Annotated in this window: 20 protein-coding genes and 4 pseudogenes; 17 read left to right on the forward strand and 7 right to left on the reverse strand. The window is 36.2% G+C overall.

Annotated features, from left to right (window positions below):
* Positions 1-610: pseudogene (locus tag AC1DIT_RS12700) on the forward strand (IS6 family transposase); the annotation flags it as partial.
* Positions 611-681: 71 nt separating this feature from the next.
* Here the strand turns inward: AC1DIT_RS12700 and AC1DIT_RS12705 are convergent.
* The 3 genes from AC1DIT_RS12705 to AC1DIT_RS12715 all read right to left on the reverse strand — a co-directional run bounded on the left by AC1DIT_RS12705 (position 682) and on the right by AC1DIT_RS12715 (position 3541).
* Positions 682-1116 carry a hypothetical protein gene (locus AC1DIT_RS12705; RefSeq protein ID WP_016131629.1) on the reverse strand — a complete coding sequence of 145 codons (435 nt, stop codon included), beginning with the start codon at positions 1114-1116 and terminating at the stop codon, positions 682-684.
* A gap of 1504 nt (positions 1117-2620) precedes the next feature.
* Positions 2621-3082 carry a hypothetical protein gene (locus AC1DIT_RS12710; RefSeq protein WP_016133116.1) on the reverse strand — a complete coding sequence of 154 codons (462 nt, stop codon included), beginning with the start codon at positions 3080-3082 and terminating at the stop codon, positions 2621-2623.
* Positions 3083-3364: 282 nt separating this feature from the next.
* The gene (locus tag AC1DIT_RS12715; RefSeq protein ID WP_016133117.1) at positions 3365-3541 is read right to left on the reverse strand and encodes a hypothetical protein; all 177 of its coding nucleotides are present in this window, start codon (positions 3539-3541) and stop codon (positions 3365-3367) included.
* A gap of 533 nt (positions 3542-4074) precedes the next feature.
* On the opposite strand from AC1DIT_RS12715, the gene AC1DIT_RS12720 reads away from it, so the two are divergent.
* Complete coding sequence (locus AC1DIT_RS12720; protein WP_016133128.1) at positions 4075-5181, forward strand: hypothetical protein; 1107 nt, start codon at positions 4075-4077, stop codon at positions 5179-5181.
* 320 nt (positions 5182-5501) lie between these two features.
* Entirely contained in the window at positions 5502-5630 is a 129-nt protein-coding gene (locus AC1DIT_RS12725; protein WP_267864844.1) for a hypothetical protein, read from the forward strand.
* Between the two features lie 119 nt (positions 5631-5749).
* Here the strand turns inward: AC1DIT_RS12725 and AC1DIT_RS12730 are convergent.
* A pseudogene (locus tag AC1DIT_RS12730) lies at positions 5750-6337 on the reverse strand (Tn3 family transposase); the annotation flags it as partial.
* Between the two features lie 518 nt (positions 6338-6855).
* Here AC1DIT_RS12730 and AC1DIT_RS12735 point away from each other — a divergent pair.
* The 10 genes and pseudogenes from AC1DIT_RS12735 to AC1DIT_RS12780 all read left to right on the forward strand — a co-directional run.
* The gene (locus tag AC1DIT_RS12735) at positions 6856-7773 is read left to right on the forward strand and encodes an ABC transporter ATP-binding protein (RefSeq protein ID WP_016133130.1); all 918 of its coding nucleotides are present in this window, start codon (positions 6856-6858) and stop codon (positions 7771-7773) included.
* Positions 7770-8522 carry an ABC transporter permease gene (locus AC1DIT_RS12740; RefSeq protein ID WP_016133131.1) on the forward strand — a complete coding sequence of 251 codons (753 nt, stop codon included), beginning with the start codon at positions 7770-7772 and terminating at the stop codon, positions 8520-8522. The genes AC1DIT_RS12735 and AC1DIT_RS12740 overlap by 4 nt, the downstream gene beginning before the upstream one ends.
* A gap of 12 nt (positions 8523-8534) precedes the next feature.
* Positions 8535-9266, forward strand: a complete 732-nt coding sequence (locus AC1DIT_RS12745) for an ABC transporter permease (RefSeq protein WP_016133132.1) — start codon at positions 8535-8537, stop codon at positions 9264-9266.
* A 22-nt stretch (positions 9267-9288) separates the two neighbouring features.
* Positions 9289-9639: a YxeA family protein gene (locus AC1DIT_RS12750; RefSeq protein WP_016133133.1), complete on the forward strand. Its 351-nt coding sequence runs from the start codon at positions 9289-9291 to the stop codon at positions 9637-9639.
* Positions 9640-9844: 205 nt separating this feature from the next.
* A complete protein-coding gene (locus tag AC1DIT_RS12755; protein ID WP_016133134.1) occupies positions 9845-10558 on the forward strand; it encodes a response regulator transcription factor in 714 nt (237 codons plus the stop codon).
* Complete coding sequence (locus AC1DIT_RS12760; protein WP_016133135.1) at positions 10559-11944, forward strand: sensor histidine kinase; 1386 nt, start codon at positions 10559-10561, stop codon at positions 11942-11944. It abuts the gene before it with no gap.
* Between the two features lie 174 nt (positions 11945-12118).
* Positions 12119-12298, forward strand: coding sequence for a type A2 lanthipeptide (locus AC1DIT_RS12765; RefSeq protein WP_016133136.1), 180 nt, complete (start codon positions 12119-12121; stop codon positions 12296-12298).
* Between the two features lie 84 nt (positions 12299-12382).
* Entirely contained in the window at positions 12383-15649 is a 3267-nt protein-coding gene (locus AC1DIT_RS12770) for a type 2 lanthipeptide synthetase LanM family protein (protein WP_016133137.1), read from the forward strand.
* Complete coding sequence (locus tag AC1DIT_RS12775; protein ID WP_016133138.1) at positions 15642-17867, forward strand: peptidase domain-containing ABC transporter; 2226 nt, start codon at positions 15642-15644, stop codon at positions 17865-17867. Before AC1DIT_RS12770 ends, AC1DIT_RS12775 begins: the two co-directional genes overlap by 8 nt.
* Before the next feature lie 390 nt (positions 17868-18257).
* Positions 18258-18474 (forward strand): annotated as a pseudogene (locus AC1DIT_RS12780) (heteromeric transposase endonuclease subunit TnsA); the annotation flags it as partial.
* A 51-nt stretch (positions 18475-18525) separates the two neighbouring features.
* On the opposite strand, the gene AC1DIT_RS12785 reads toward AC1DIT_RS12780, so the two are convergent.
* Entirely contained in the window at positions 18526-19194 is a 669-nt protein-coding gene (locus tag AC1DIT_RS12785) for a DUF4097 family beta strand repeat-containing protein (protein WP_016133139.1), read from the reverse strand.
* A 384-nt stretch (positions 19195-19578) separates the two neighbouring features.
* On the opposite strand from AC1DIT_RS12785, the gene AC1DIT_RS12790 reads away from it, so the two are divergent.
* From AC1DIT_RS12790 to AC1DIT_RS12800, 3 genes are all read left to right on the forward strand, one after another.
* Positions 19579-19722: a hypothetical protein gene (locus AC1DIT_RS12790; RefSeq protein ID WP_016133140.1), complete on the forward strand. Its 144-nt coding sequence runs from the start codon at positions 19579-19581 to the stop codon at positions 19720-19722.
* A gap of 65 nt (positions 19723-19787) precedes the next feature.
* The gene (locus AC1DIT_RS12795; RefSeq protein ID WP_016133141.1) at positions 19788-20546 is read left to right on the forward strand and encodes a MerR family transcriptional regulator; all 759 of its coding nucleotides are present in this window, start codon (positions 19788-19790) and stop codon (positions 20544-20546) included.
* Between the two features lie 9 nt (positions 20547-20555).
* On the forward strand, positions 20556-21215 hold the full coding sequence (locus tag AC1DIT_RS12800; RefSeq protein ID WP_033671363.1) for a GAP family protein: 660 nt from the start codon (positions 20556-20558) through the stop codon (positions 21213-21215).
* 157 nt (positions 21216-21372) lie between these two features.
* On the opposite strand, the gene AC1DIT_RS12805 is transcribed toward AC1DIT_RS12800, so the two are convergent.
* On the reverse strand, positions 21373-22089 hold the full coding sequence (locus AC1DIT_RS12805) for an IS6 family transposase (protein ID WP_016133143.1): 717 nt from the start codon (positions 22087-22089) through the stop codon (positions 21373-21375).
* A 136-nt stretch (positions 22090-22225) separates the two neighbouring features.
* Positions 22226-22405 carry a hypothetical protein gene (locus AC1DIT_RS12810; RefSeq protein ID WP_080118995.1) on the reverse strand — a complete coding sequence of 60 codons (180 nt, stop codon included), beginning with the start codon at positions 22403-22405 and terminating at the stop codon, positions 22226-22228.
* Positions 22406-22647: 242 nt separating this feature from the next.
* Here AC1DIT_RS12810 and AC1DIT_RS12815 point away from each other — a divergent pair.
* Positions 22648-23352 (forward strand): annotated as a pseudogene (locus AC1DIT_RS12815) (IS6 family transposase).
* Positions 23353-23502: the final 150 nt, after the last annotated feature.

Raw genomic sequence — 23502 nt, forward strand, 5'->3', positions numbered from 1 at the left:
CTTATCCGTTGCTCATACAACGATTATGCTTATCCGTTGCTCATACAACGATTATGCGTTGGGTTCATCAGTATGGTCCTGAATTAGACAAAAGAATCCGTCGTCATCTCAAGCAAACCAATGACTCTTGGAGAGTCGATGAAACATATATCAAAGTAAAAARTCAATGGATGTACCTGTATCGTGCTGTCGATTCGAAAGGAAATACCATCGATTTTTACCTAAGYAAAGCAAGAAACCACAAGGCTGCAAAGCGWTTCTTCAAGRAAGCTTTGCAGTCTTTTCATATTTCTGAGCCTCGTGTCGTGACAGTCGATAAGWATCCAGCTTATCCTATAGCAGTTGAAGAATTGAGAAAAGAAAAAAAGATGCCATTAGGCATCCAACTAAGGCAAGTGAAATATCTCAATAACATAGTGGAACAAGATCATCGGTTTATTAAAAAGCGAGTTCGTTCGGTGTTAGGATTGAAATCCTTTCGCACAGCTATATCCATTATTTCTGGAATAGAAGCTATGCATATGGTAAAAAAGGGCAACTTGTTTTACTGGACAAGTCTGTCCAAAATCAAGTGAAGTTCATCCATCAACTATTTGGAATTGCTGCTTAAGACTAGATTCCACTAGGAAACTTTTCGCCTCTTTATATCTTTCCTAAGTATTTGCACCAGAACCATTCAACTTATATCCATACTAGATCTTCTGGGGAAAGCTTTTTAACAATTAAGCCCCTTCTTCCCTTATTTATAATTTTTAAATTAAACCGTCCTCTATAGTATACTGAAGGTGTGGTGTTTTCTGATGGGGTATGCCGTAAAATCAAAAGGGATTTAACCTCTTCTATCTTCTTTTCAGAATAACTTTCACCATTAGGGAATTCTATTATTCCTAATCTAATCTTTATTTCGCTTGCATCAAACAGCCACTCTTTATGAAGTTCCCTTATCTTTTGTATAAAGTGTCCTTGGGTTTTTCCTATATAGAGAAATGTTTCTTTTCCAGCACATACTCTAAAGATTGCAAATATTCCTTTCTTAAAAGCTTCTTCTCTATTATAAAAATCATTAAAACTATACGATCCATACCATTTAATATGTACTGTTTCGATTAATTCCACCTCATTTTTCGGCAACTATATTACTTCAAAATATTTTATTTGTTCAAAATTCATAGTCCTATTTACTTGCATTAGAAGTTGCGCATTTTTATAATACATTTTAATATTAAGAAATTCAATAATGAATATGTACATATCTTCAAGCATGTAAAGATTTATAGCCTGCACTAAGTCGTCAGAACTGTACAGAACGAAATCATCTATATGGGGTCACCATACATGCCCATCAACCTAATATTTTGAAGTACCCCAAAACAAAAATTTTATCTCACCACAGTTATCTATAAGAATTCAGTTCATTTTTTTGTTTTAGGGAACAATTAATTTCCAATACATGTCTTAATGCGAAAATGTGATATTTCGTGACCTTACCCTCCATATACAAAATTATATATAAAAATATATCCATATAATTGTAAGCGTTTACTATAATAAAAGCATAAAGATTCATCACATCTTAATACAAAAAAAGAGGAGGAAATAATATGACAATCGCAATGGCAGTTTTATCATTCTTAGGTGGAATCATCCCATTAGTAGGAGAGCTTTTAAAAGCAGTAATGTAAGTTCATTAGTCAGCAATTGCAATTATATGTAAAAAAATATCATACAAATGATCTGTATATCAAGAATGAATTGATGTGCAGATCATTTGTGTGAGCAAAGTCCCTTTAGCATTATGAAGGGACTTTTTTAAATTTCTACATACTTGAGGTTCTGTCACATCAACATCAAGTTAAAGCACTTTTAAAACATTAAAAAGTGCTTTTTATTTATTATAAATACGAAAGTAAACTTTTAGATATTAGTTTACTTTCAAATCCCCTTAATCATTGACTTTATCACAACTTACTCATTTTTCTTAAAAATCACTAGAAAAGTATACATTCAAAACAATATAAATTAAGAGATTAGAACATCAATAAACAAAAAAGAAAAAACTAAATCCATACTATTGGTTTGAAATAAAGTTTGATTAGAAATGTTTTAAAAATCCTTATTAAGTGAGAACCAAAAAAAATCCATTTTGAAAAAAATTAATCAAAATAGATTCCCAGGTTTAAAGTCTGAATTAAGATTTTATAAAAAAGATTGATTAAAACATCGTGTCTCTATTTCAATTTCACATCAACGCCAATAACGTCTTTCACGCCAATCTTGCCACTTATCTCGGATCCACTTAATACTCTCTACTATTCCCTCTACTATCATTTCAAATACGATGTACCTTATGACTCCCATAACAAAATCAAACATACGTATCCTTCCTCCTATTCTGCCAGTCACTAATAGCCGCCGTAATTGTAACTTTGGAATAAAGTTTGCCCAAAAATGTTTTACAAATCCTTATTTAGAATTCCTTAATTGAAGGAGACAAAATATCGCGTCTTTTTTATAAACGTTTTAACTTTATTTTAAATCCACACATACTAGTTTTTTACATAAGTCCCGATATAAGAAGTTATTTACATTAAAGTCTCTTTATTTACCTATATTTGTAGAGTTACTCCTCATTCTCTTCTAGGAGCCAAGGGAAAAAACCTGTGACAGTAATTTCAAGTGTAGGTTGTGGACACCTAAATTCAGTATAAAAAATGCGACTAGTAAGCTCTGAAATACCAAATGTAATATAATCCTCATCGTTATGATAAGAAATAGTGACTACTTTATCCTTAGGTATGTTGATAATTCTACCAACAAACAAATATCGAGCCATATACATATGTTTACCATTAGAAGCTTTATAAAAATAATCCAAATGAGCATCTTTGTAGGGATCTATATTGAATATAAACATAACGTCTAAGATCTCTTGAGGAAGTGTAGAGACTAGCTCAGCAAAATTTTTACAATAAATACATGTACAATGTTCAGCATCCCCGATTTTTGGCTGAGGAAGATAATATTTTTTTGTCTGTATTTCATTTGTTTCTATCACGTAATCATAAAAATGAACCATCTTCATTTAACTTGTTACCTCCCACTAAGATATAGGTAAAATTTTATAAAATAGGAGTAAAATTCATTGTATTCCTTGTACCACAAGGTTAATCCTTCTTGAATATCGTATATAAGTGAGGTTAACATAACCCCACTTATTAGTACTCGTTGTATCTAGAGAAAACCCCTTCAGTTTACTTGCTGATGGGGTTTCGTATTTACATAATTCACGTTAGCGGAAGTTGAAAATTTTTAGTTTTTTGCTCAACTAAAGCACCTTATAGTTTAAGAATATATTTTATAGTTTTTAACATTCCAGCTTGTTTGTCGATGTTTTTAATGTTTTTCCAGACTCATCGAGATAGATGTCTAAAAACGTACCATCAGTAAATTTTATAACAACAGCATCAGTAGTAATAGCAAGATCTTCCACTGTCTTACCTTTCAGTTTTTCAGGTGTAACTTTAAACTCATTTGTTTTCATATTTTATACAGCCCTTTCATTTGAAATTTGATTAAACAGCTTAGATATTTGCATGAAATACCCTTTTCAAAATTACCACTCTCAATGAAAAATTAATATCTAATTCCTCTATACTTGTTCAACTATCCTGCTCTTTAGTTGAACAAGTATCAATGTATATTGGGTATGTTAGCCCACCCCCTCGAAAAGGGGGAATAACAAAAAAGTAATGTGAAAAAGCCTTATAAATAAGGACTTTGGGTTGCTTCTAAGAATACGCATTTCAAAATATATACAATTCTATTGACATATTTCAAATATGGTTAAGCTGTATTTTTGAAATGAAAAAGTCTAGATTTTTAGCTATGTCATAAAGTGTACTTTTTGACATGGCGTATAAATTTCTAATTAAATAAGCTTATTCCCCCTTTTCGGGGGGATGGGCAAAAACACCCTTATATATGATAAGATGACTATATAGTCCATATAATGGATAATACATACAGAATCTTTTAGTTTATCGCCAAGATAAAGCATAAAAGGAGGAGAACAAGGTGATTCAACTTACAGTAAAAGGTCAGCCTTCTCATATTCGTCATTTAGCTCATGACCCGGAATACCTATTTGCAATAGAATTCCATGATGTTACAAAGCAAATGATATCTATTAATAAAGAAGAACGGTCAGTTAAAGTAACAGCACTAATTCGTTCAGAACAATGGAACCAATTATTACAGATGATTGCAGAGGCAGGAGATTCATTAGCTGATGCAAATGAAATTATAATGGGAGGGACGATGGACCATACACCGGAAGATGTGTATACTTTCGCTCCTGTTCATATTACGTATCGCTCTCATTTAAAACAGAAACAGGAAGAGAAAGAAGCCGAAGTACATGAGAAAAAGCCAGAGAGAACAGCTTCAAAAACTAAACACATTGTATCCAAGCGTGTAGAACAGCTACATGCAAAATACGATGGAGTTTGTCAAAAGTGTGGTCAACGGTGTGATAAGCGAATAGTGTCTATCAAAAAAATACAATCCAAAATGGGAATTGTTTGTCCGGATTGCAAAAATGATACAACATTTTTAATTGAAGACGTGAAAGATCAGTTACAACAAGAGCTTATCCAACGAAATTTGTTTTCTACAAAACAGGAAATTCTATCTTATTTTCAAAAATTTTGTGCTCAATTCGCACTTGTAAATCATCAAGAAACAAATCGCAAGTATTGGTCATGGGATAAGAAACAACTATGTAGAGAAGTTCATATTTCAAAAGAGGGCACTGTATATAAAGTAAGACTAAACGAAGGAGGACGATGTATTCCTACAAAATTCCCTTCTCAAATTACCATTAAAGAAAATACATTTCAGGTGTACCATCCATCCACAGAAATGCGGATGGACAGAATCAGGGCATTATCGGATACACAGAAAGCAAGTATTGAAAAAAAAGACGTTGAAAAACAAGTTCAATACTATGAGACAAATAAGGCGTTCTCAGAAAAGATTATTGTTAAACAAGCAGATAATTCTAAACGATATCAAGTATTATCTGGATATGCAGCCTATCAAGCTGCAAAGAAGATAAAACCTAGACATATCTATGTGACGGTTGTTGTTGATGTGCGCAAGGAAGTTGTACAGAATACCTAAAAAATAGGTTTTGTATTAGGGGACACTTTATCAAAAAAAGAAAATTGTACGTTACGACGCAATTTAGACACATCTAATTTGATACCCTTATTTTGAGAAGTCATCTCATTTTTTCTTCTTTGGGCTGTTTATTTTTCTTAAGTTAATGGGCATATGATACTACCTCATAATACATATGAGAATTATTTAACCATTTCTTAACATTTTCTCAACATTAAATTATACATATATACGATACAATAATAAGTAATTCTCTTTATCTTACTTCTATATATTTGTTATTTCCTGTTGCAGAACTCTTATGATAAGGGTTCTATTTTTTGTCCCAAAAGGTACACCTTTACAAACAGCGATTTACTTTTCCTATTAGTGAAAGTGATATTCCAGTTGACCTTTTAGAAAACATCGACTTTTCAGTGCCAAATGGTCCATATTTAGCTGAAAAATAGCTTTAGCGTACACCTAACCCTTGAAATGTGTCTAAATTGTGTTTAAATGTATGTTTAGGCACAATTTGAACACAAATCAAACCATTCCCTGTACGTTAAGGAACCGATTACTTACTTTACTACTTTTTTATTGGATTTTTGTCTCGTAATGGTCTTAGATTATTAAAATTTGTTTTTTCATTTAAGTTCCAAACATAATCACCTGTCAACGTAATATGTTCCCATCCAAGTGGAGATATATGTTGTAAATATTCTTCTGGAATGTCCAATCCTTTTGCACGCAAAGCATCTACTGCACGTGATATGTATACAGTATTCCATAATACAATTGCTGAAATAAGAAGTTGCAAACCACTTGCTCTATGTAATTGATCCTCGTAAGAACGATCACAAATTTTCCCTAATCGATTAAAAAATACAGCTCGAGCAAATGCATGTTTTGCTTCACCTTTATTTAAATCAACCTGTACACGTCTTCTAAGCTCAGGACTCTGCAACCATTCTAATGTATATAAAGTTCTTTCAATCCTTCCTATCTCACGCAAAGTTACAGATAAGCTATTCTGCCTTGGATAGGCTGCAAGCTTTTTGAGAATAAGAGAAGCTGTGACTGTCCCATTACGAACAGAGCTAGTTAATCGTAATAAGTCATCTCAATTTTCTCTTATTTTCTTTGTATGAATTGTTCCACCAATCATAAATTCTAGATGCGGTTGACTTCAACCTTTCTCTGCTCGACAAACTACAATTTTATTATGTAACATTAGCAACACCTCTTGAGATAATTGTAATTTATTTTTGAAAAAATGCTTTTTGCAATTAAAAATATGCACAAAAATCCCCCTTTATACAAAGGGATAAAAGGGTGCAACTTTTTTATAAACCGTACAACTTTATTTCAAATCCACAACAAGGCTCTTACTTCGTGGATATGACTACAAAGTAAGAACCTTGTTTTTTCTATTCATTTTTCATTTTAGTCTTGATTTCTCGAAGGGATGGGCAAAGAAACCTAAGATTTAAAGATTCATTGCACAAGTGTTATATTTTTTGCACCAGAACCCTCTTTTCTCATTTACCAATTTGTTGATGTTTTGTAAGTTTTGCATTAGGAAAGATTTAAGGTTGATGTAAGGTTTTCTTTAGAATGGAGAAAGGTAGATTCGTTATTCTTAAAGCAGATATGAAATATCTAAAAATGATTTGATTGGAGCTGAATTTTTATATGAGCGCTTCGCCTATTATACAAACACAAAACTTGTCCAAAATATATGGGACTATACACTGTGTAAATAAAGTTGATCTTCATGTTCAGGAAGGAGAGATCTATGGATTCCTGGGACCAAATGGGGCTGGGAAAACAACTACGTTAAAAATGCTGCTTGGGCTAATCAAGCCTTCTGAAGGAGCAATTCAAGTTTTCGGTGAAAACCTGGGCCAACATCGTTCATCTATTCTGCAACGTACTGGTTCGTTGATTGAATCACCTTCTTACTATGGTCATTTAACAGGGCTTGAAAATATGAAGGTCATGCAGCGACTGCGGAACGTACCAGACAAAAATATACATGAGGCGCTTCGTATCGTGCGACTGGAAAACCAAAAAGATAAAAAGGCTGAGCAATATTCATTAGGAATGAAGCAACGGCTGGGAATAGCGATGGCTTTGCTTGCTTTTCCAAAGCTGCTGATTCTTGACGAACCTACGAATGGTCTTGATCCCGCAGGTATTGGTGAAATCCGAGAGCTCATCAAATCATTACCTACACGCTATGGAATAACTGTAGTGCTTTCAAGCCACCTTCTCTCGGAGATTGAACAAATGGCCACATCCGTAGGTATTATTAGTGACGGGAATCTGTTGTTCCAGGGGAGCATGGAAAGTCTGCAACAAAAAAGTAGAACTTCCATCTTTCTAAAAACCGGAGACAATACCAAAGCGGAAAAGCTCCTTCTTGCTCAAGGATACAGGCCGGTCCAAAGTGGAAGCCGCCTTGAATTCGGAAATCTTGAGGACATGAATGTAGCGGAAATGAACCGGTTACTTGTTGAGCATAGCGTTCCTGTCATTCGCATTGAGGAACAAAAGAAAAGTTTGGAGGATATTTTCCTGGAGCTGACGGGAAAGGAGCGAAGCTTGTGAGGAAAGTATTAGGACTAGAATATTTCAAAATCCGTCGTAAAAAAATATGGATTATGACTATACTGTTTCTGTGCGTAGAGATGCTTTGGGCCTTCATGTCTATCAGTAAATCAGTTGCTAGTAATCCAGATTACGCTGTTTGGGAGTCTGTCTTTTTTAATGTATCTTCCATGAATGGACTTTTTATGCCGATTATTTCAGCAATTGTTGTCTCGCGGATTTGTGATATGGAGCACAAGGGATCGACTTGGAAAATGCTTGTTGCTACCAATGTGAGACGTGGTCAAATCTATGCAGCGAAGTATATATGTGCCAATAGTTTGCTGCTGTGTGGTATTCTTTTTCAGACTGTATTCATGATTATGATTGGACTGATAAAGGGTTTTCCTGGTGAATTACCTATTGGGTTTCTGATTCAGTTTATTATGGGTACCCTGCTGACAAATCTTGCAGTTACGGCACTTCAACAATGGATTTCATTAGCTGTCAAAAACCAGGCCTTCGCGTTGTGCATGGGTATGTTAGGTGGTTTCATCGGTATGACCGCTATATTGTTTCCGGCCATCGTTAGACACGTTTTTATCTGGTCTTATTATTTTGATCTCAACCCGGTTACTTATCAATTTGCTGAAACTTCGGGAACCTATATGAGACAGCCGTTAGACTTCGGGATCGTAGTAATCTCGTTAATTATAACAGTTCTATTCTATGTAGCCGGAAGTATTCATGTAAACCGGCAGGAAATCTAAGGAGGGAAGTTGATGAAAAGAAGTATTTCTGCTGAATGGCTCAAACTGCGTCATTCTAGAATCGCTATTGTGTTGGCTGTACTTCCTATCATAAGCCTGCTGATTGGATGTGTGAATTATTTTTTTAACCAGGGTGTTTTGCAAAATGGCTGGTATAGCTTGTGGACCCAGGTCAGCCTATTTTACGGCGAGTTTTTCTTACCTATTTTGATTGCCATTTGCTGCTCTTATATTTGCAGGTTGGAGCACATGAACCGAAATTGGAATATGATTATGACTTCACCTATTTCGGTAGTAAATGTTTTTCTGTCTAAATTGTTTGTTTTAGGTATTTTAATCTTGTTTGCACAAACGCTGTTTATGGGACTCTACTGGGTAGCGGGTATTTTGTTCTCTTTACCTGGGAATATGCCAATAGAAACTATCGGTTGGGCAATTCAGGGGTGGTATGCCGCTCTATCTATTAGCGCCCTGCAATTAGGATTGTCTCTGAGAATACGCAGTTTTGCTATACCAATCGGTATCAGTCTGTGCGGTGTGTTCGTTGGTCTAGGTATGTATATTATTAATTTTGGGATGTTTTTCCCGTTTTCATTATTAACGATTGGTATGAGTGCACTAAGTCAGGAAGGACTGTCTGATGTACAGAGTGTTCTGTTTTGGGTAATGAATACAGCTTTCATTGTTATTTTTGCATCGATATCTATTCTTCAGTTGAAGAACAAAGATATTGTCTCATCTTGATGGTACTTAGGAGGGATTTCTGATGAAAAAAATAGTATTACCAGTGCTTGCGTTAGTCATCGTGATTGGAGCAAGTTTGTGTATGTTCTTTTTCAGTCCAGAAAAGCTTACACCTGAGAATTCTGCAGGAAAAACCATCTACTATACAAAAATAATCGGGCCTGGTGCTCAAGATGGTGAACGTTATGATTATGAACTGACCACTTATGATGAGAAGGGAAAGGAAAAGAAACTTACTTTTTCAGCCGGAAAGCAATTGAGAGAAGGAGCATATGTTCAGTTGTATTACACATTACTTCGAGGCGTTACTTATTGGGAAGAGGTTAATTTTGAAGAGATTCCTAAGACAGTGCAACAGAAGTATCAAAAATAACAGGGATTAAAAAATACGTTCCTATAAGTATTAAATTAAGAACATGATATGACAATAAGAAAGACCATCCTTATCCAGTATGAAGTTTAAGAATAGGGTGGCCTTTTTTGCTTTATCCCACATACTCTCTTTATAAAACGGACATATCTATTTGGAATTAACAATAATTACCTTATTCGTGTATAATAAAATTAGGTGATATAGTATGGATAATTTAAAAAGCAAAAAAATATTAATTGTAGATGACGAATCAGAGATCAGAATAATAATTGAAAGGTTTTTGAGAAAAGAGGGTTTTTTTCGTATTTATACTGCAGCTGACTGTAATTCAGCTTTGTCATTATGCCACAAAGAGGAACCAGATATTGCGATTCTGGATGTTATGCTGCCCGATGGAGATGGATTTTCACTTCTATCCTCCATTAGACAGTTTTCTGATGTGCCAGTCCTTTTTGTCTCGGCGCGAGGCGAAGATGAGGACCGGTTGCTCGGACTGGGATTGGGCGCAGATGATTACATTGTAAAGCCGTTTCTTCCGCGAGAGCTGGTATTGCGACTCATGGCGATTCTGAAGCGGGCATACTCTTCATCTGTGGAAAAGCGTCTATCTATTTTTCAGCTAGGAGAACAAACAATTGATTTGGAAAGCGCTGTCGTATATAAGGGGCATGAGGAGATGCCATTGACAGCAAAGGAGCATGCCATTCTAGTGAAGTTGTATGAAAATCAGGGGCGAATCGTTACGAGTGATGCCCTATGTCAGGCTGTTTGGGGAGATGACATTTTCGGCTACGAAAATACATTGATGGTTCATATTAGGCGAATTCGTGAAAAAATCGAGACGGATCCTTCCAAGCCGATCTATCTTCTCACCGTTAGAGGATTAGGATATAAACTTCTGGGGAAGGAGGCGCATTGAGTGGAAGGAATTACTCTTATATTACGTCGGTTTGTCACCGTAGCAATCGTTGTTGTAATATTTATACTTATTTTTAATTTTGTACTGCTAGGTACGTTAGTGTTCACCGATATTAATAAACCTCCTTCTCCAGAAGGTGTTCTTAAACAAGTTGATCAAGGACTAGATAGGAAGGATGGCTATTATCACTTGGATGAGCGTGCAGCCAAGACTCTGCAAAATAATCAATCATGGGCTATGCTAATCGGTGAAGATGGTAATGTACTATGGGACTTTCATCTGCCTCATGATGTTCCAAAATCTTATAATCTAGTTGAGGTAGCTAAGTTCTCACGTTATTATCTTGAGAAATATCCAGTCTATACTTGGGAGAATAAGGATGGCCTAATTGTGGTGGGATATCCTAAGGAAAGTCACTGGAAGTATCAATTTAATTTTCTTTCTGATTTTTTAAAGTCGATGCCCCTGCGACTTCTTATGCTATTACTCTTTAATATAGCTCTAGTTCTATTAATCTCAATTTTGTTTGGTACACGTCTCATAAAGGGGATACGTCCTCTTGTATCCGGAGTTCATGACCTTGCTAGGGAAGAAACGGTTCAGTTAGATTCTCAAGGTATATTTGGTGACTTGGCTCAAAGTATTAATTCCGCATCTGTTAAACTTCAGAATAAGACAGCGGCGTTGAAGACAAGAGATGAAGCGCGTTCTAATTGGATTTCTGGGATTTCTCATGATATTCGGACTCCCCTTTCTATTATTCTTGGGTACGCAAGTGAAATGGAGGATAATTTAGATTTGCCAAGGGAGCAGAGGAGTCAAGCTGGTATTATTCGAAACCAAGGTGAAAAGCTAGGTTCACTTGTAAGTGATTTGAATTTGGTTTCTATGCTCGAGTATGAAATGCAGCCTTTGCATTTGAAGCCTATTCGGCTATCTGCTTTGGCAAGGCGGGTTGCCACGGATTTTTTAAATAATGGATTGGATGAACGGTATGAAATTGATTTGAAACTGACTGTTGAATCTGTTCAAATTATGGGAGATGAGAAATTATTGCTTCGGGCAATTAGTAATTTAATCCACAATAGTGTGCGTCATAACCCGCAGGGGTGTAAAATTCTGTTAGAAACCGCTCTGTCCAAAGACGGCTCCCAATATTATTTTATCGTAAGGGATAATGGCCGGGGAATCTCGGAGGATAAACTGAAGGAGATTACAGAACTACCTTATTCATCAAAAAGGAAGCAGACTGTACAGCAAGGACACGGTTTGGGAGTTCCGATGGTAGCAAGGATTGTTCAGGCGCATCAAGGACGCCTTGTTCTCAAAAATGATGAGCAACGAACCGGTCTAAAAGTTAGGGTTGAGCTTCCTGTTTTTCCATAAAATTTAAAAAAAACCAAAAATTCCCTTGAAAAATATTATCTGAATGTTAGAATAAAATATGTAAATAAGAAAATTCTACAAAATATAAAATTTTTAGACTTTTTTCTTATTTCTATGTGTAACTTTTTAATAAGGTTGTACATAAACATATTTTAGACAAAGGGGCGATTTTTAATGGAAAAATTTAACACGGAAGCTTTAAAAGCAATTGAGGACATTACTGATGAAGAACTTATGACTGTTGCAGGTGCTGATGGAGCACAACGAGCTAACAGTAGCGGTGTAGTTTGTACAGTTACTCATGAATGTCATTATAACTCTATCTCTCCATCTTCTTGGGCAACTTGTTGCTAATCTAGTAAAAAACATTGAGCACATAACTGTTATCAGTTTATGTGCTCAACCTTTTTCTATGAATTAAAAATTGGGGGGAAAATAATGAGTTTAAATAGTCTATTGGCCGATAATCGGTGGGGGGACGCATTATATCTGGACGAGAGGTACAAACAATTTGACGTAAGTGTACGAGCTGGAATTAGCTATGATCCAGACTCAATTCTAACTGAAGAGAGCATGGAAAAGTGGCTGGACAAGTATTCTGATGATGAGCAATTGCTAAGAGACCGTATTGAAGCCGAAGGGATGAAGATGGATCAGTTTAAAAGTCTACTCTTTGCCCAGCAATTTTGCTATGAGGTCTCTAATTGTGAATGGTATTTGGAATTAAAGTCTATTTTTAAAAATGACATTCAGTGTGAGTTAAGTAAATATGTTCATTTTAATACAGAAGAAATTCCATTTTTTGAGTTTTACAAGCCTTTCCTTAAACGGACGATTCAAGTCATGGAAGAGCAGCTAGGGGATGAGGAAGACTGGATTGGCAAGCGGCGAGTGATTGGATTGGTCATGAAGATAGTAGCTGATAAAACATTCCACCTTTCAGCTAAAACCCTGATTTATGAATTGAACAAGTCTAGATTGAATGACGAGTTACAAGGAAGCGAATCTAAACAAAGGTACTGGAATTTTGTTCAGGATAAGATTAGCGATCCGGAGGATATCCTTAAATTATTGCTGGATTATCCTGTGCTAGCCAGAGTACTTGCAGAAAATGTTAAGCGGATTAATGAGAATATGTTAGTTGTTCTAAGCAGGCTGATACGAGATAGAAGAGAAATTGAAAGGTTTTTTAATATTAAGTTAGAAGAATTGCAAGATATTGAGTCCTCAGGGGACTCTCATAACGGGGGCACCAGTGTACTTCTACTAAAATTCCCCAATGAAACGAGCATTGTGTATAAACCAAGGGATTTAGCGATAGATAATGCATTTGCCCATCTTCTAGATTGGTTTAATCATAAAGACGTTGGTAAAAAGTTTAAAATTACTAAGACTCTGAATAAAGAAGAATACGGCTGGCAGGAGTTTATCACCTATCAAGAATGTGAGCAGCAGGCGGACATTGAACACTATTTCGAGAGACAAGGGCAGTATCTTGCCATTCTGTATGCAGTTAATGCGACTGACATGCATATGGAAAACATTATTGCCCAAGGGGAGCATCCTTTCCTTGTAGATTTAGAATCTCTGTTTCATAATCAACCTTATACACATATGGAGAGAAAGAGTCATAATTCTGCTTTGGAGAAAACATCGCTTATTTTGAATGATTCGGTATTAAAAACAAACATGTTACCGATATTAGATCCAACTTCCCTGTACCATAGTGATCTGAGTGGATTGGCTGGAGATACTGTTCAAGTCATGAATACTTATGAAGTTCTTCATAAGAATACTGATATGATGAAGATTAAACGAGGAAAAGTCGAGCTTGCCAGATTTAATCACCTTCCTTCTTACCAGAAACAACCAATTACTCCTGAAAACTATCAACTTCAAATTAAAAGCGGATTTTTTCAATGCTATCGATTAATTATGCAGAATCGTCAAGAATTTATCAATTTGCTGAATGAGTTATTCGAGGGTTGTACCGTTCGCACAATCATTCGGCCGACCGTTAGCTATTTTTCTTTGCTTGAAGCAAGTTCACACCCACTATACCTGAAAGATGGACTCGATAAAGTACGCCTGTTCGATATGATGTGGATGATTTACAAATATGATAAAGGTCGCGAGGAGTCTATAAAATACGAATGCTATGATTTACTTCGTGGAGACGTTCCACTTTTTAAAACTGTAATTGGTAAAAAGAGTCTCACTCATCATAAAGACAATTTGCCGATTGAGGAGGTATTTGATCAGGATATTCTGACCTTGACCAAAAACAAGATACAGAAGATGAATGAAGAAGACCTAGAGATGCAATGGGAATTTATTGAGCGTGTCGTTCAAACTAAATATTTATTGGAAAAGACACATACGATGGAAAAAATCACGGATAGTGTAAAGTTGGAGGAAGTGCAAACAGAAATGGTCGACCCAGCCAATACAGATAGATATTTGCAAGAAGCAGTTCGAATTGGTGATTATATTAAAAGTATTGCTATTCATGGAGATGATGGACAGACAGTCTCTTGGATTGGTATGGGCATGGATGCCAATGAAAAACTTATTTATAAGTCTTCAGACTTAGGGCTCTATAATGGGGTTACAGGGATTGCCTACTTCCTTCTTTATCTTGGCAAGGAAACTGGTGATAAGGAATATATCCAACTTGCAGATCAATGTATTAACACAGCTTGGGAAATGGTACAGAAGAAAATAGACGAGAATATCTCCGTATTTACGGGGTACGGTTCTCTATTATACGTATTATTGCATCGAGCCAAACTGTTTGGAGAGCCTGTTATGGATGAACGGATAATAGAATTAATGGAAAGTTTGGAAGAGATGATTGATTCTGATGATAAGTTGGACATGATTGCGGGTTGTGCAGGGACTTTAATGGTCTGTCTAGATATACATAAATTATTCCATTTAGATAAAGCGTTAGATATTGCTCAGAAATGCGGGGAACATTTGCTAAGCAAAGCTCAATCTATGCGCAGTGGCATTGCTTGGGTCACTTCATCCATGAATAAGATTCCACTGAGTGGAATCGCACATGGCAACGCGGGAATCTGTCTGAGCTTAGCACGTTTATATGAGGGAACAGGCGACCACCGATATCTGGATGCTTGTATGGCAGGAATTGAATATGAGAACAGCCTATATTGTCCAGAAGAGAATAACTGGAAAGATTTAAGATTCTCAGAAGGGAATTTTCTCGATAATCATTTTGTTATGTACTGGTGTAATGGGGCACCAGGAGTTGGAATTGCTAGAATCGGTATGGCCCGCTGTATAAAATCGGAGATTGTAAACCGTGATATTAGTAAATCTATAGAAAAAACCATGAAGGATGGATTTACAGAAGTTAGTTATTCGCTGTGTCATGGTGATATGGGCAATCTTGAGTTGATTTTGCTGGGTGCAGATTATTTTGATAGCGATCAATTAAATACTTTCGTCTCACAAATGGCGAATCATATTTTCAAAGAAATAGAAAAAAATGGTAATAATTGGAAATGCGGCATCCCAGGTAGACAGCAAATTCCAGGCCTAATGTTGGGACTAGCAGGTATCGGCTACCAATTACTTCGCCTGTACAATCGTCAGTTGCCTTCGGTGATGTTAGTTGAAGGGCCAGGGGAAGTATCTGAGTCTCAGTACCTTAGCTTTGAGGTGGAGCATTACAATGCCTAAATGGACAAGCCTACTCAACCATTTCAAGCGCGGCAGGAAGGTACCAGTTAAGCTTCAGATGAATCAGTATGATTGTGGTCCTAGCTGTCTTCATATGATCCTTGCTTATTATGGATTTGAGGCTGATTTTTCCAAGATGAAGGAACGTTTCGTTTCGGTGGGAAACGGACGGGACGGAACTTCCATGTTGAAACTAAAGGAAGTTGCACAGACATATCACATGAAGTCTGTGGCCAAAAAAGCATCATATGATGTTTTGAGTAATGATTTTACACCTGCCATTTTATACTGGGAGAATAAACATTTCGTTGTTTTGGAAAGTGTCAAACCTGGAAATCGTTATGTTGTGGTTGATCCATCATTAGGAAGATTAGAGCTTAATGAACAGGATTTTGCTGAAAAATATTCTAATATCTTTTTACTGGTCTATCCAGATGATAGTTTTCAGGTCGGAACCGAACAAAAGTATAACAAAGTGACGTACTTCAAAGAGTTAATTGTGAATAATAAGAAATATTTTGTATGGGCAATGCTACTGGCGTTCGGATTGCAAATTATATCAGTTATTTTTCCTTTTTTGATGCAAAGATCTGTGGATTCTGCGGTTAAGGACGGGGGATATTCATTATTTCCTGTTCTTATCGTAGGGGTTATTTTCCTATCCATATTTCAGCTGTGTTTCACTTACTTCAAGGACATATGTATTGTTAAACTACAGGAACGACTGGATAATCAGCTCACGAATAGCTTTGTCTCTCATATGTTATATTTGCCGTACCAATATTTTGAGTTGCGTTCCCGTGGGGATATGATGTTGCGGATTAATAGTAATGTGACTATTCGGGAGTTGATCTCCCAGAAATTTATTTCCACCATCATCAATATTTTTCTGGTCGTGGTGACCTTTGGTGTTATTTTTGTTCAATCCAAAATCGTCGCTCTCGCACTTTTGTTCTTAGGAATCCTACAATTTTGTGTTTTCTTTTATACTCGTAGTAAATTCAAAAAACTGACGCAGACACAGATTGCGGCCCAGAGTCTGGCGGGTTCTTTTATGACAGAGGTACTAGAAGGCATATCTACAATCAAATCTTTGGGGATTGAAGAGATAGCTGAAAAAAGATGGCAGGGACTATTTACGCGTCAGTTAAAAGCTATAAAGGAGAAGGCGTATTATCAGACAAAAGTGAACACAGTTAGCGCCGGGATTAATTTCTTAACGCCAATGTTAATTCTCTTGGTAGGTCTCTTTCAAATGATGCAGGGCAATATAACAGTCGGTATGCTCGTTTCATTTCAATCACTAGCAGCGATGTTCCTCGGCCCCTTGAATTCTCTTGCCATGATGTTAAATGATTTTGTTATGGTAGATACCCTGCTGGAACGAATCTATGATGTTATGAATGAAAAAAAAGGGGAAGAGAAGGAACAGCGTAGAGGAGACTTAGACGAGTCCCGAAACCCAGAGCTAAGCGGACATATTGAAATTAAGAATGTAAACTTCAAGTATAACGATTATGGAGAAAATATCTTGAAGGATATCAATCTGACAATTAAGTCTGGACAACGGATTGCTTTGGTTGGTCGATCAGGGTCAGGTAAGAGCACCCTTGCTAATCTGATTGTTGGGTTATACGCACCAACGGAAGGAGCGATTTATTTTGATGATGTGAACATGAAGGAAATTGAGCGGAAGACATTGCGGAGCCAGGTAGGTATTGTGCTTCAGGATAATTTTGTATTTAATCGCACGGTATATGACAACATTACCATTCATGCTCCAGAAGCAACAATAGAAGATGTTTTGTGGGGGACACACCTTGTGGACGTCCACTCTGATATAGAGAATATGCCGATGAAATACAATACGCTGATTTCAGAATCGGGAACGAATTTGTCGGGTGGGCAAAAACAGCGGATTGCGTTGGCTCGGGCACTGGTCAATCGTCCAAAAATTCTCCTGTTGGATGAAGCAACTAGTTCACTTGATACTGTAACTGAAGCGTTGATTACGGATAACCTCAAAACTTTAAATTGTACTCAGATTATTATTGCCCATAGGTTAAGTACAATCATGAATTCCGATCTGATTTATGTATTGGATCAGGGACGAATCGTTGATATGGGTACGCATCTGGAACTAATGGAGAGTAGCGAGCATTACAGGAATCTGGTATCTGCTCAGGTGACAGATCGTAGGATATATCAATATGATTAATATCATATTTAGGAGGGATTGCTATATTGCTATCAAGCTAACACCCCCCTCCTTAAAATTGAAAATACGCTATTCTTTCTGTTAATTTATAGGAAAGGATGGCGTATTTGATATGAATCTACTGTTTTTTAATGAACTAGAATTGTGTTCTTAAGAGCTGTAATGATGCTTTAAATTAATTGGCTAAAAGGGTTCTGGTGCAAAAATAAATTATAAAAAAAGTAGGACCTGAATTTCCTACTAAATTACAGATTATGATGCGATTGTAGATTTGAAATAAAGTCGTACCGTTTGTAAAAAAGATGTACCGTTTTGAATAAAGTTATACCGTTTATAAAAAAGTTGCACCGTTTTACCCCTTTAGATATTTTTGTCTAAAGGGGTGTTTTTATGTCCAAAAGAAAAAGAACATCTGAAGTTGAAAAGTGGATTAAAGATGGCCGAGGTTCAGGTATAGGTCCAGATTATCAGCCTTAGTTGAAGATTCAAGATGTTTCATCATTGGGTAAATCAACGAGATTAAGGGTATCAAAATGAAGCGTCAGCATGAATTTTTATCAGACTTGGAACGAAACCACTCTTTTACTTAATTGAATTTTCACGTTTATAGATAGATGGCAGAGAGAAATTTCCTTTATTATCTTAAATAGTACCTGTATTATTTCAATGATATACTTCCCGAAGAGGTCTCCAATTGCACTTTATGATCCCCGCTCCCAGATGTTCCTTTTGTTTCTTTTTTACCCTGTTGATGATTATCCAATACAAAGGCGACTGAACGTCTCCCGCTGTTGGATTTGAGGAGTAGCTCGGCATCTGGTTCATCCCCGTTCAAGGAAACGTCCACATTCCCACTTGTTGTAGTAACGTAAACCTCACTATGGAAGTGAAGGAAGTCAAGTTTTACGTTACCACTACTTCCATTAACTCGCAGGTTGTGCGTTTGTAGCTCCTTACCAACGACGCTGCCAGAAGTGCCATCGACTATGATTTCCCCTTTGAATTTAGTCGGAATTCGAACTTCCAATTGGGGCATCCGATTGATTTTAACCAGACGGGTTATATCATTTTTCACTCGAATTATTATTTTTCGTTTCTCCTTATTCATTAAAATCCCCGGACCATTGTCGTTTAAAAGTAAGTATGCTTCCACTTCATCTATATCCGCGGATACTACATTTATCTTCGTGCTTCCATGATCTATGTGAATAGTATCAACATTTTTAAGTGAAGCCATTTGAATGTCTTCACCTTCCGAATCTGCCGTACAGGCACTTAAAAACATTACAGTAAGAATAGCCAATATGACAATAAAGTATTTCTTCATCTTTTAACACTCCTCTCGTTGGATACCATTATAGAAGGTAACGTCACGTCAATTTCAAGTTTTATATAGATTTGCTAATGAAAATTAAAAACATTCTAAAAAAACTTGAAGTTTACGTCGCGTCATTTTGTATACTGATAAGTAACTACTATATATCCATTTTGATTTTTCGACATATAAGTCACGACTATGAATAACAAAAGATGACCTGTACTCGTTTTTTCCTCTTTGTTTTCGCTTGGCATGGGGCACAGGAAAAAGATTTAACCGCTTCTATGTATGAACAGATGCTCTCACTCACCTAGAAAGAAGGATTTTATAATTTGCATTTATATATTTAGGTATATATGAATAAGAGAGATTAGGAAGGTAGGAGGTTTTCATATGAAACAGGGAGATATTATTATTTATGGATGCGTCATTATAGGTGCAGGTATTGGCCTGACACTGGATAATGCATTTCCTGGTGTACTGGTTGGCTTAGGAGCAGGATACTTGCTTAAAATTTTTTTGGGTAAAGAAGAATAAATGTGGAATGAAGAAAACAGTCGTTGACGATAGAATCTTAATATACAGGAAGGTAGGTTTATCGGTTGATACATATTAATAAGGTTAGGAAGCTGACAGGCGTTACAGTAAGAACACTGCGTTATTACGATCAAATCGGCTTATTAAAACCGGCATCCAAAACAGAGGGTGGCCATCGTTTATATACCAATGAGGAAATAAAAAAACTACACCAGGTTCAATTTTTAAAAAAGGTTGGATTTCCGTTACATGAGATTAAAGATATGCTAGGTTCCAACGCTTGGGATTGGTCAGATAGTTTAAAGAGCCAATTATCTTTTGTAATAAAAGAGCAGGAAAATTTAAAGAAAATAGAATTATCCTTACGGGAAATGATACATGGAATCGCGATAGAAGGAGAAGAAGACTGGATCGCGATTCAGAAGATTATGCAATTATCCAGTAAAGATAAAGAAATACAGCAGTATTATCGTGAAACTGTATTTAAAGACAGAGAAATAAAACTATGGGAAAAGGTTCCCAATATGACAAGTAACAGCTCTGATTCACTCGAATGGATTGCTCTGATAGGTCAGTTAAAGCGCTATATGAAAGACGGCCCCAAAGCAACCAAAGTCCAAAATATCATTAGAAGGATGGATGAAAAGCGCTTAGAGGAGTTTGAAGGTGAGGATGAATTTTTAGATAAACTGTGGGAAATAAGGATGTCGCCAAAGCAATCAGAGAAACTGAGATTATATCCAATTGACCAGGATGTGCTCGAGTTTATGGATCAGGCATATACCATTTTTATGGCTAAAAAGAATAATTCTCAAAAGGAATAAGGGGGGAGAATGGTGAGTACAGAGCTACTTCTCCTAATAGGGGGATTGGCCCTATTGGACATGCTAAGCCCTACCATATTAGGGGTAACAGTTTATTTGCTTCTAATCGATAAAGAGAGACTTACCAAACGTTTATTGGTTTATTTATTGACAATAGCAGGATTGTATTTTGCTGTTGGAGTTTCACTTATGTTAGGATTAGATTTCTTGCTTGAGATTATTTCTGGCATATTTCAAAATCGAATCGTAAGCTGGACGTTCTTTATTATTGGGCTGATATTGTTCATAGCAAGTTTTTATGTTCCAACAAAGAAAAGTTCAGACCTACCTGCACCAAAATCAAAAAGCATTTTTTCAATGGTTGCTCTGGGATTCACTACTACATTAATTGAAGTAGGTGCTGCATTCCCTTATTTTGGAGCAATTGGCATAATGACTACTTCTAATCTATCGTGGGTGGAGTGGTCTTCTATTTTAGCGGGATACAACTTTATCATGGTGTTGCCTTCCCTCGTGCTACTTCTCTCCTATCTCCTGTTTGGGCGGTGGATGCAAACACCTCTCGAGAATCTTCGAGTGAAAATTACTAATAATACAGGATCAGCCCTTTCGTGGATTATGTGTATAGTTGGATTCATTCTGATTTTTAATAGCCTGGATTATTTGTAGGATGTTTGAGTAACAAAGGCAAAAAATGATTAAACTTTTTTATAAAGACCAATTTTAATTCTGCTGGAGAAGAATCCATTTTGATCAAACTTTTTTCAAAATGGATTTTATTGATTTATCGTAAAATATGGGTTTAGGAGGCATTTTTGATCGAACTTTATTTCAAAGCTACAGCGATACCAAACAATTTATCAATAAAATCTTTTTGATTTTGGGCAGACTTTACCCCTTGATGAAGTTGCTTCTTTTTCATCATATGCATCGCTTCTATGCCACTCAGTATGTAAGTGGCTGTACGAAATGACTTGAATCCTAACATCGAACGCACTCGCTTTTTAATAAACCGATGATCTTGTTCCACGATGTTATTGAGATATTTCACTCGCCTTATTTGGATGCCTACAGGCATCTTTTTTTCATTCTTCAACTCTTCAATTGCTATAGGATAGGCGGGATTCTTATCGATGGTTATCACACGAGGCTGTGAAACATGAAAAGACTGCAAAGCTTTCTTGAAGAAACGCTTTGCAGTCTTGTGATTTCTTGTTTTGCTTAGGTAGAAATCAATGGTGTTTCCTTCTGAATCAACTGCACGATATAAATACATCCACTTTCCTTTGACCTTAATATACGTCTCGTCTACTCGCCAAGAATCATTCGTTTTCTTAAGATGACGACGAACTCTCTTATCTAACTGAGGACCATATTGGTGAACCCAACGCATAATCGTTGTATGAGCTATGGATAAGCCCCGTTCCCCCATCATTTCGACTAAATCACGAAAACTGAGATTGTACCGTAGGTACCATCTTACCGTTAATAAGATAACATCAGGCTGATAATGTTTCCACTTGAATACATGTTCCTTTGCCATACCGATCACACCTTTTCTAGAGTAATAGGATCAGTATGTCCAGGTGTTAGAGATTACTTACACGTATATTAAAGTTTTTGCACCAGAACCCAGTTTTTAGAACTGATTTATTTAAAACTTAATACATTCCTTTGTATTAAAAAAACAAGTTGCATTTTGAACAATAAGGAGCCGAATTCCCTTTTCTAATTCTCTTATTGCATTTTGAGCAGTAAACGTACATGGCTTCTATTTCTTGGCGTTTTATAATATTTAAAGCTACTATTCTTAAACTAAGTGCAACTCCTATTAAAATTATACAAAGAAATAACATCATGATACCATCTCCCCTTTTTCTAAATAAAGGGTAATTATGTTAATATATCCAATTTACAATTCTAAATGTAAGCGCAATCAAAGTCAATTGTAAATATTTGAAAGAGTCATCTCAATAGTCTCCATGTTGTAAATATGCTAAGAAAAAAGGGTTCTGGTGCAAAAACTCTAAAACTTTTGCAAGTAATCTCCTAAGCTTGGACATACTGATAGTATTACCCTGGAAAAGGGTGTGTGATCGATATGGAAAAAGAAGATTTGTTCAAATGGAAGCAGTATCAGCCGGAACTCATATAATTAACAGTAAGGTGGTACCTACGGTACAATTTGAGCCCCCGTAACCTGGTGGAAATGATGGAGGAACGAGGCTTATCCATAGCTCACACAACGATTATGCGATGGGTTCATCAATATGGACCTCAATTAGAAGAGAAAGCACGACATCATCTTACATCACCAAATGATTCATGGAGAGTCGATGAAACTTATATTAAAGTGAAAGGGCAATGGATGTATTTATATTGTGCCGTTGATTCAGAAGGGAATACCATTGATTTTTATCTAAGCAAATCAAGAGATAAACAAGCAGCCAAGCGCTTTTTCAAGAAAGCCTTGGCCTTTTCGTACATTTCTAAACCTCGTGTGATAACAGTAGATAAAAACCCTGCCTATCCTGTAGCGATTCAAAGGTTGAAAGAAGAGAAACCTATGCCCGAAGGCATAAAGATATGGAAGGTTAGGTATCTCGATAATATAGTGGAACAAGATTATCGTTTTATTAAGAAACGTGTCCGTTCTATGTTGGGGTTGCAGTCGTTTAAAACTGCAACTTCTATATTGAGTGGTATTGAAGCCATGCATATGATGAAAAAAGGACAACTTGTTCTGAACAAGTCAGTCCAAAATCAAAAACAATTTATTCATAAATTGTTTGGTTTATCTTCATAAGCTAGAAATATAGAGGAAGTTGTTACTCTATGCTTCTAACTAACATTTTCGCACCAAAACCAAATAGCAAAGCTCTAGAGCAATTCAGCTTAATAAATCTTGTTATTAATTTAATAAAATATATATAATTTGTCATTTATACCTTCACTG

It is taken from the genome of Bacillus sp. 05T22 (assembly GCF_056396765.1).

Coding starts and splice junctions, on each gene's coding strand:
- AC1DIT_RS12810 (WP_080118995.1), bottom strand. CDS start 22,405: ATGATGTTATTTCTTTGTATAATTTTAATAGGAGTTGCACTTAGTTTA.
- AC1DIT_RS12805 (WP_016133143.1), bottom strand. CDS start 22,089: ATGGCAAAGGAACATGTATTCAAGTGGAAACATTATCAGCCTGATGTT.
- AC1DIT_RS12770 (WP_016133137.1), top strand. CDS start 12,383: ATGAGTTTAAATAGTCTATTGGCCGATAATCGGTGGGGGGACGCATTA.
- AC1DIT_RS12735 (WP_016133130.1), top strand. CDS start 6,856: ATGAGCGCTTCGCCTATTATACAAACACAAAACTTGTCCAAAATATAT.
- AC1DIT_RS12750 (WP_016133133.1), top strand. CDS start 9,289: ATGAAAAAAATAGTATTACCAGTGCTTGCGTTAGTCATCGTGATTGGA.
- AC1DIT_RS12755 (WP_016133134.1), top strand. CDS start 9,845: ATGGATAATTTAAAAAGCAAAAAAATATTAATTGTAGATGACGAATCA.
- AC1DIT_RS12775 (WP_016133138.1), top strand. CDS start 15,642: ATGCCTAAATGGACAAGCCTACTCAACCATTTCAAGCGCGGCAGGAAG.
- AC1DIT_RS12800 (WP_033671363.1), top strand. CDS start 20,556: ATGGTGAGTACAGAGCTACTTCTCCTAATAGGGGGATTGGCCCTATTG.
- AC1DIT_RS12710 (WP_016133116.1), bottom strand. CDS start 3,082: ATGAAGATGGTTCATTTTTATGATTACGTGATAGAAACAAATGAAATA.
- AC1DIT_RS12715 (WP_016133117.1), bottom strand. CDS start 3,541: ATGAAAACAAATGAGTTTAAAGTTACACCTGAAAAACTGAAAGGTAAG.
- AC1DIT_RS12785 (WP_016133139.1), bottom strand. CDS start 19,194: ATGAAGAAATACTTTATTGTCATATTGGCTATTCTTACTGTAATGTTT.
- AC1DIT_RS12765 (WP_016133136.1), top strand. CDS start 12,119: ATGGAAAAATTTAACACGGAAGCTTTAAAAGCAATTGAGGACATTACT.
- AC1DIT_RS12745 (WP_016133132.1), top strand. CDS start 8,535: ATGAAAAGAAGTATTTCTGCTGAATGGCTCAAACTGCGTCATTCTAGA.
- AC1DIT_RS12790 (WP_016133140.1), top strand. CDS start 19,579: ATGAAACAGGGAGATATTATTATTTATGGATGCGTCATTATAGGTGCA.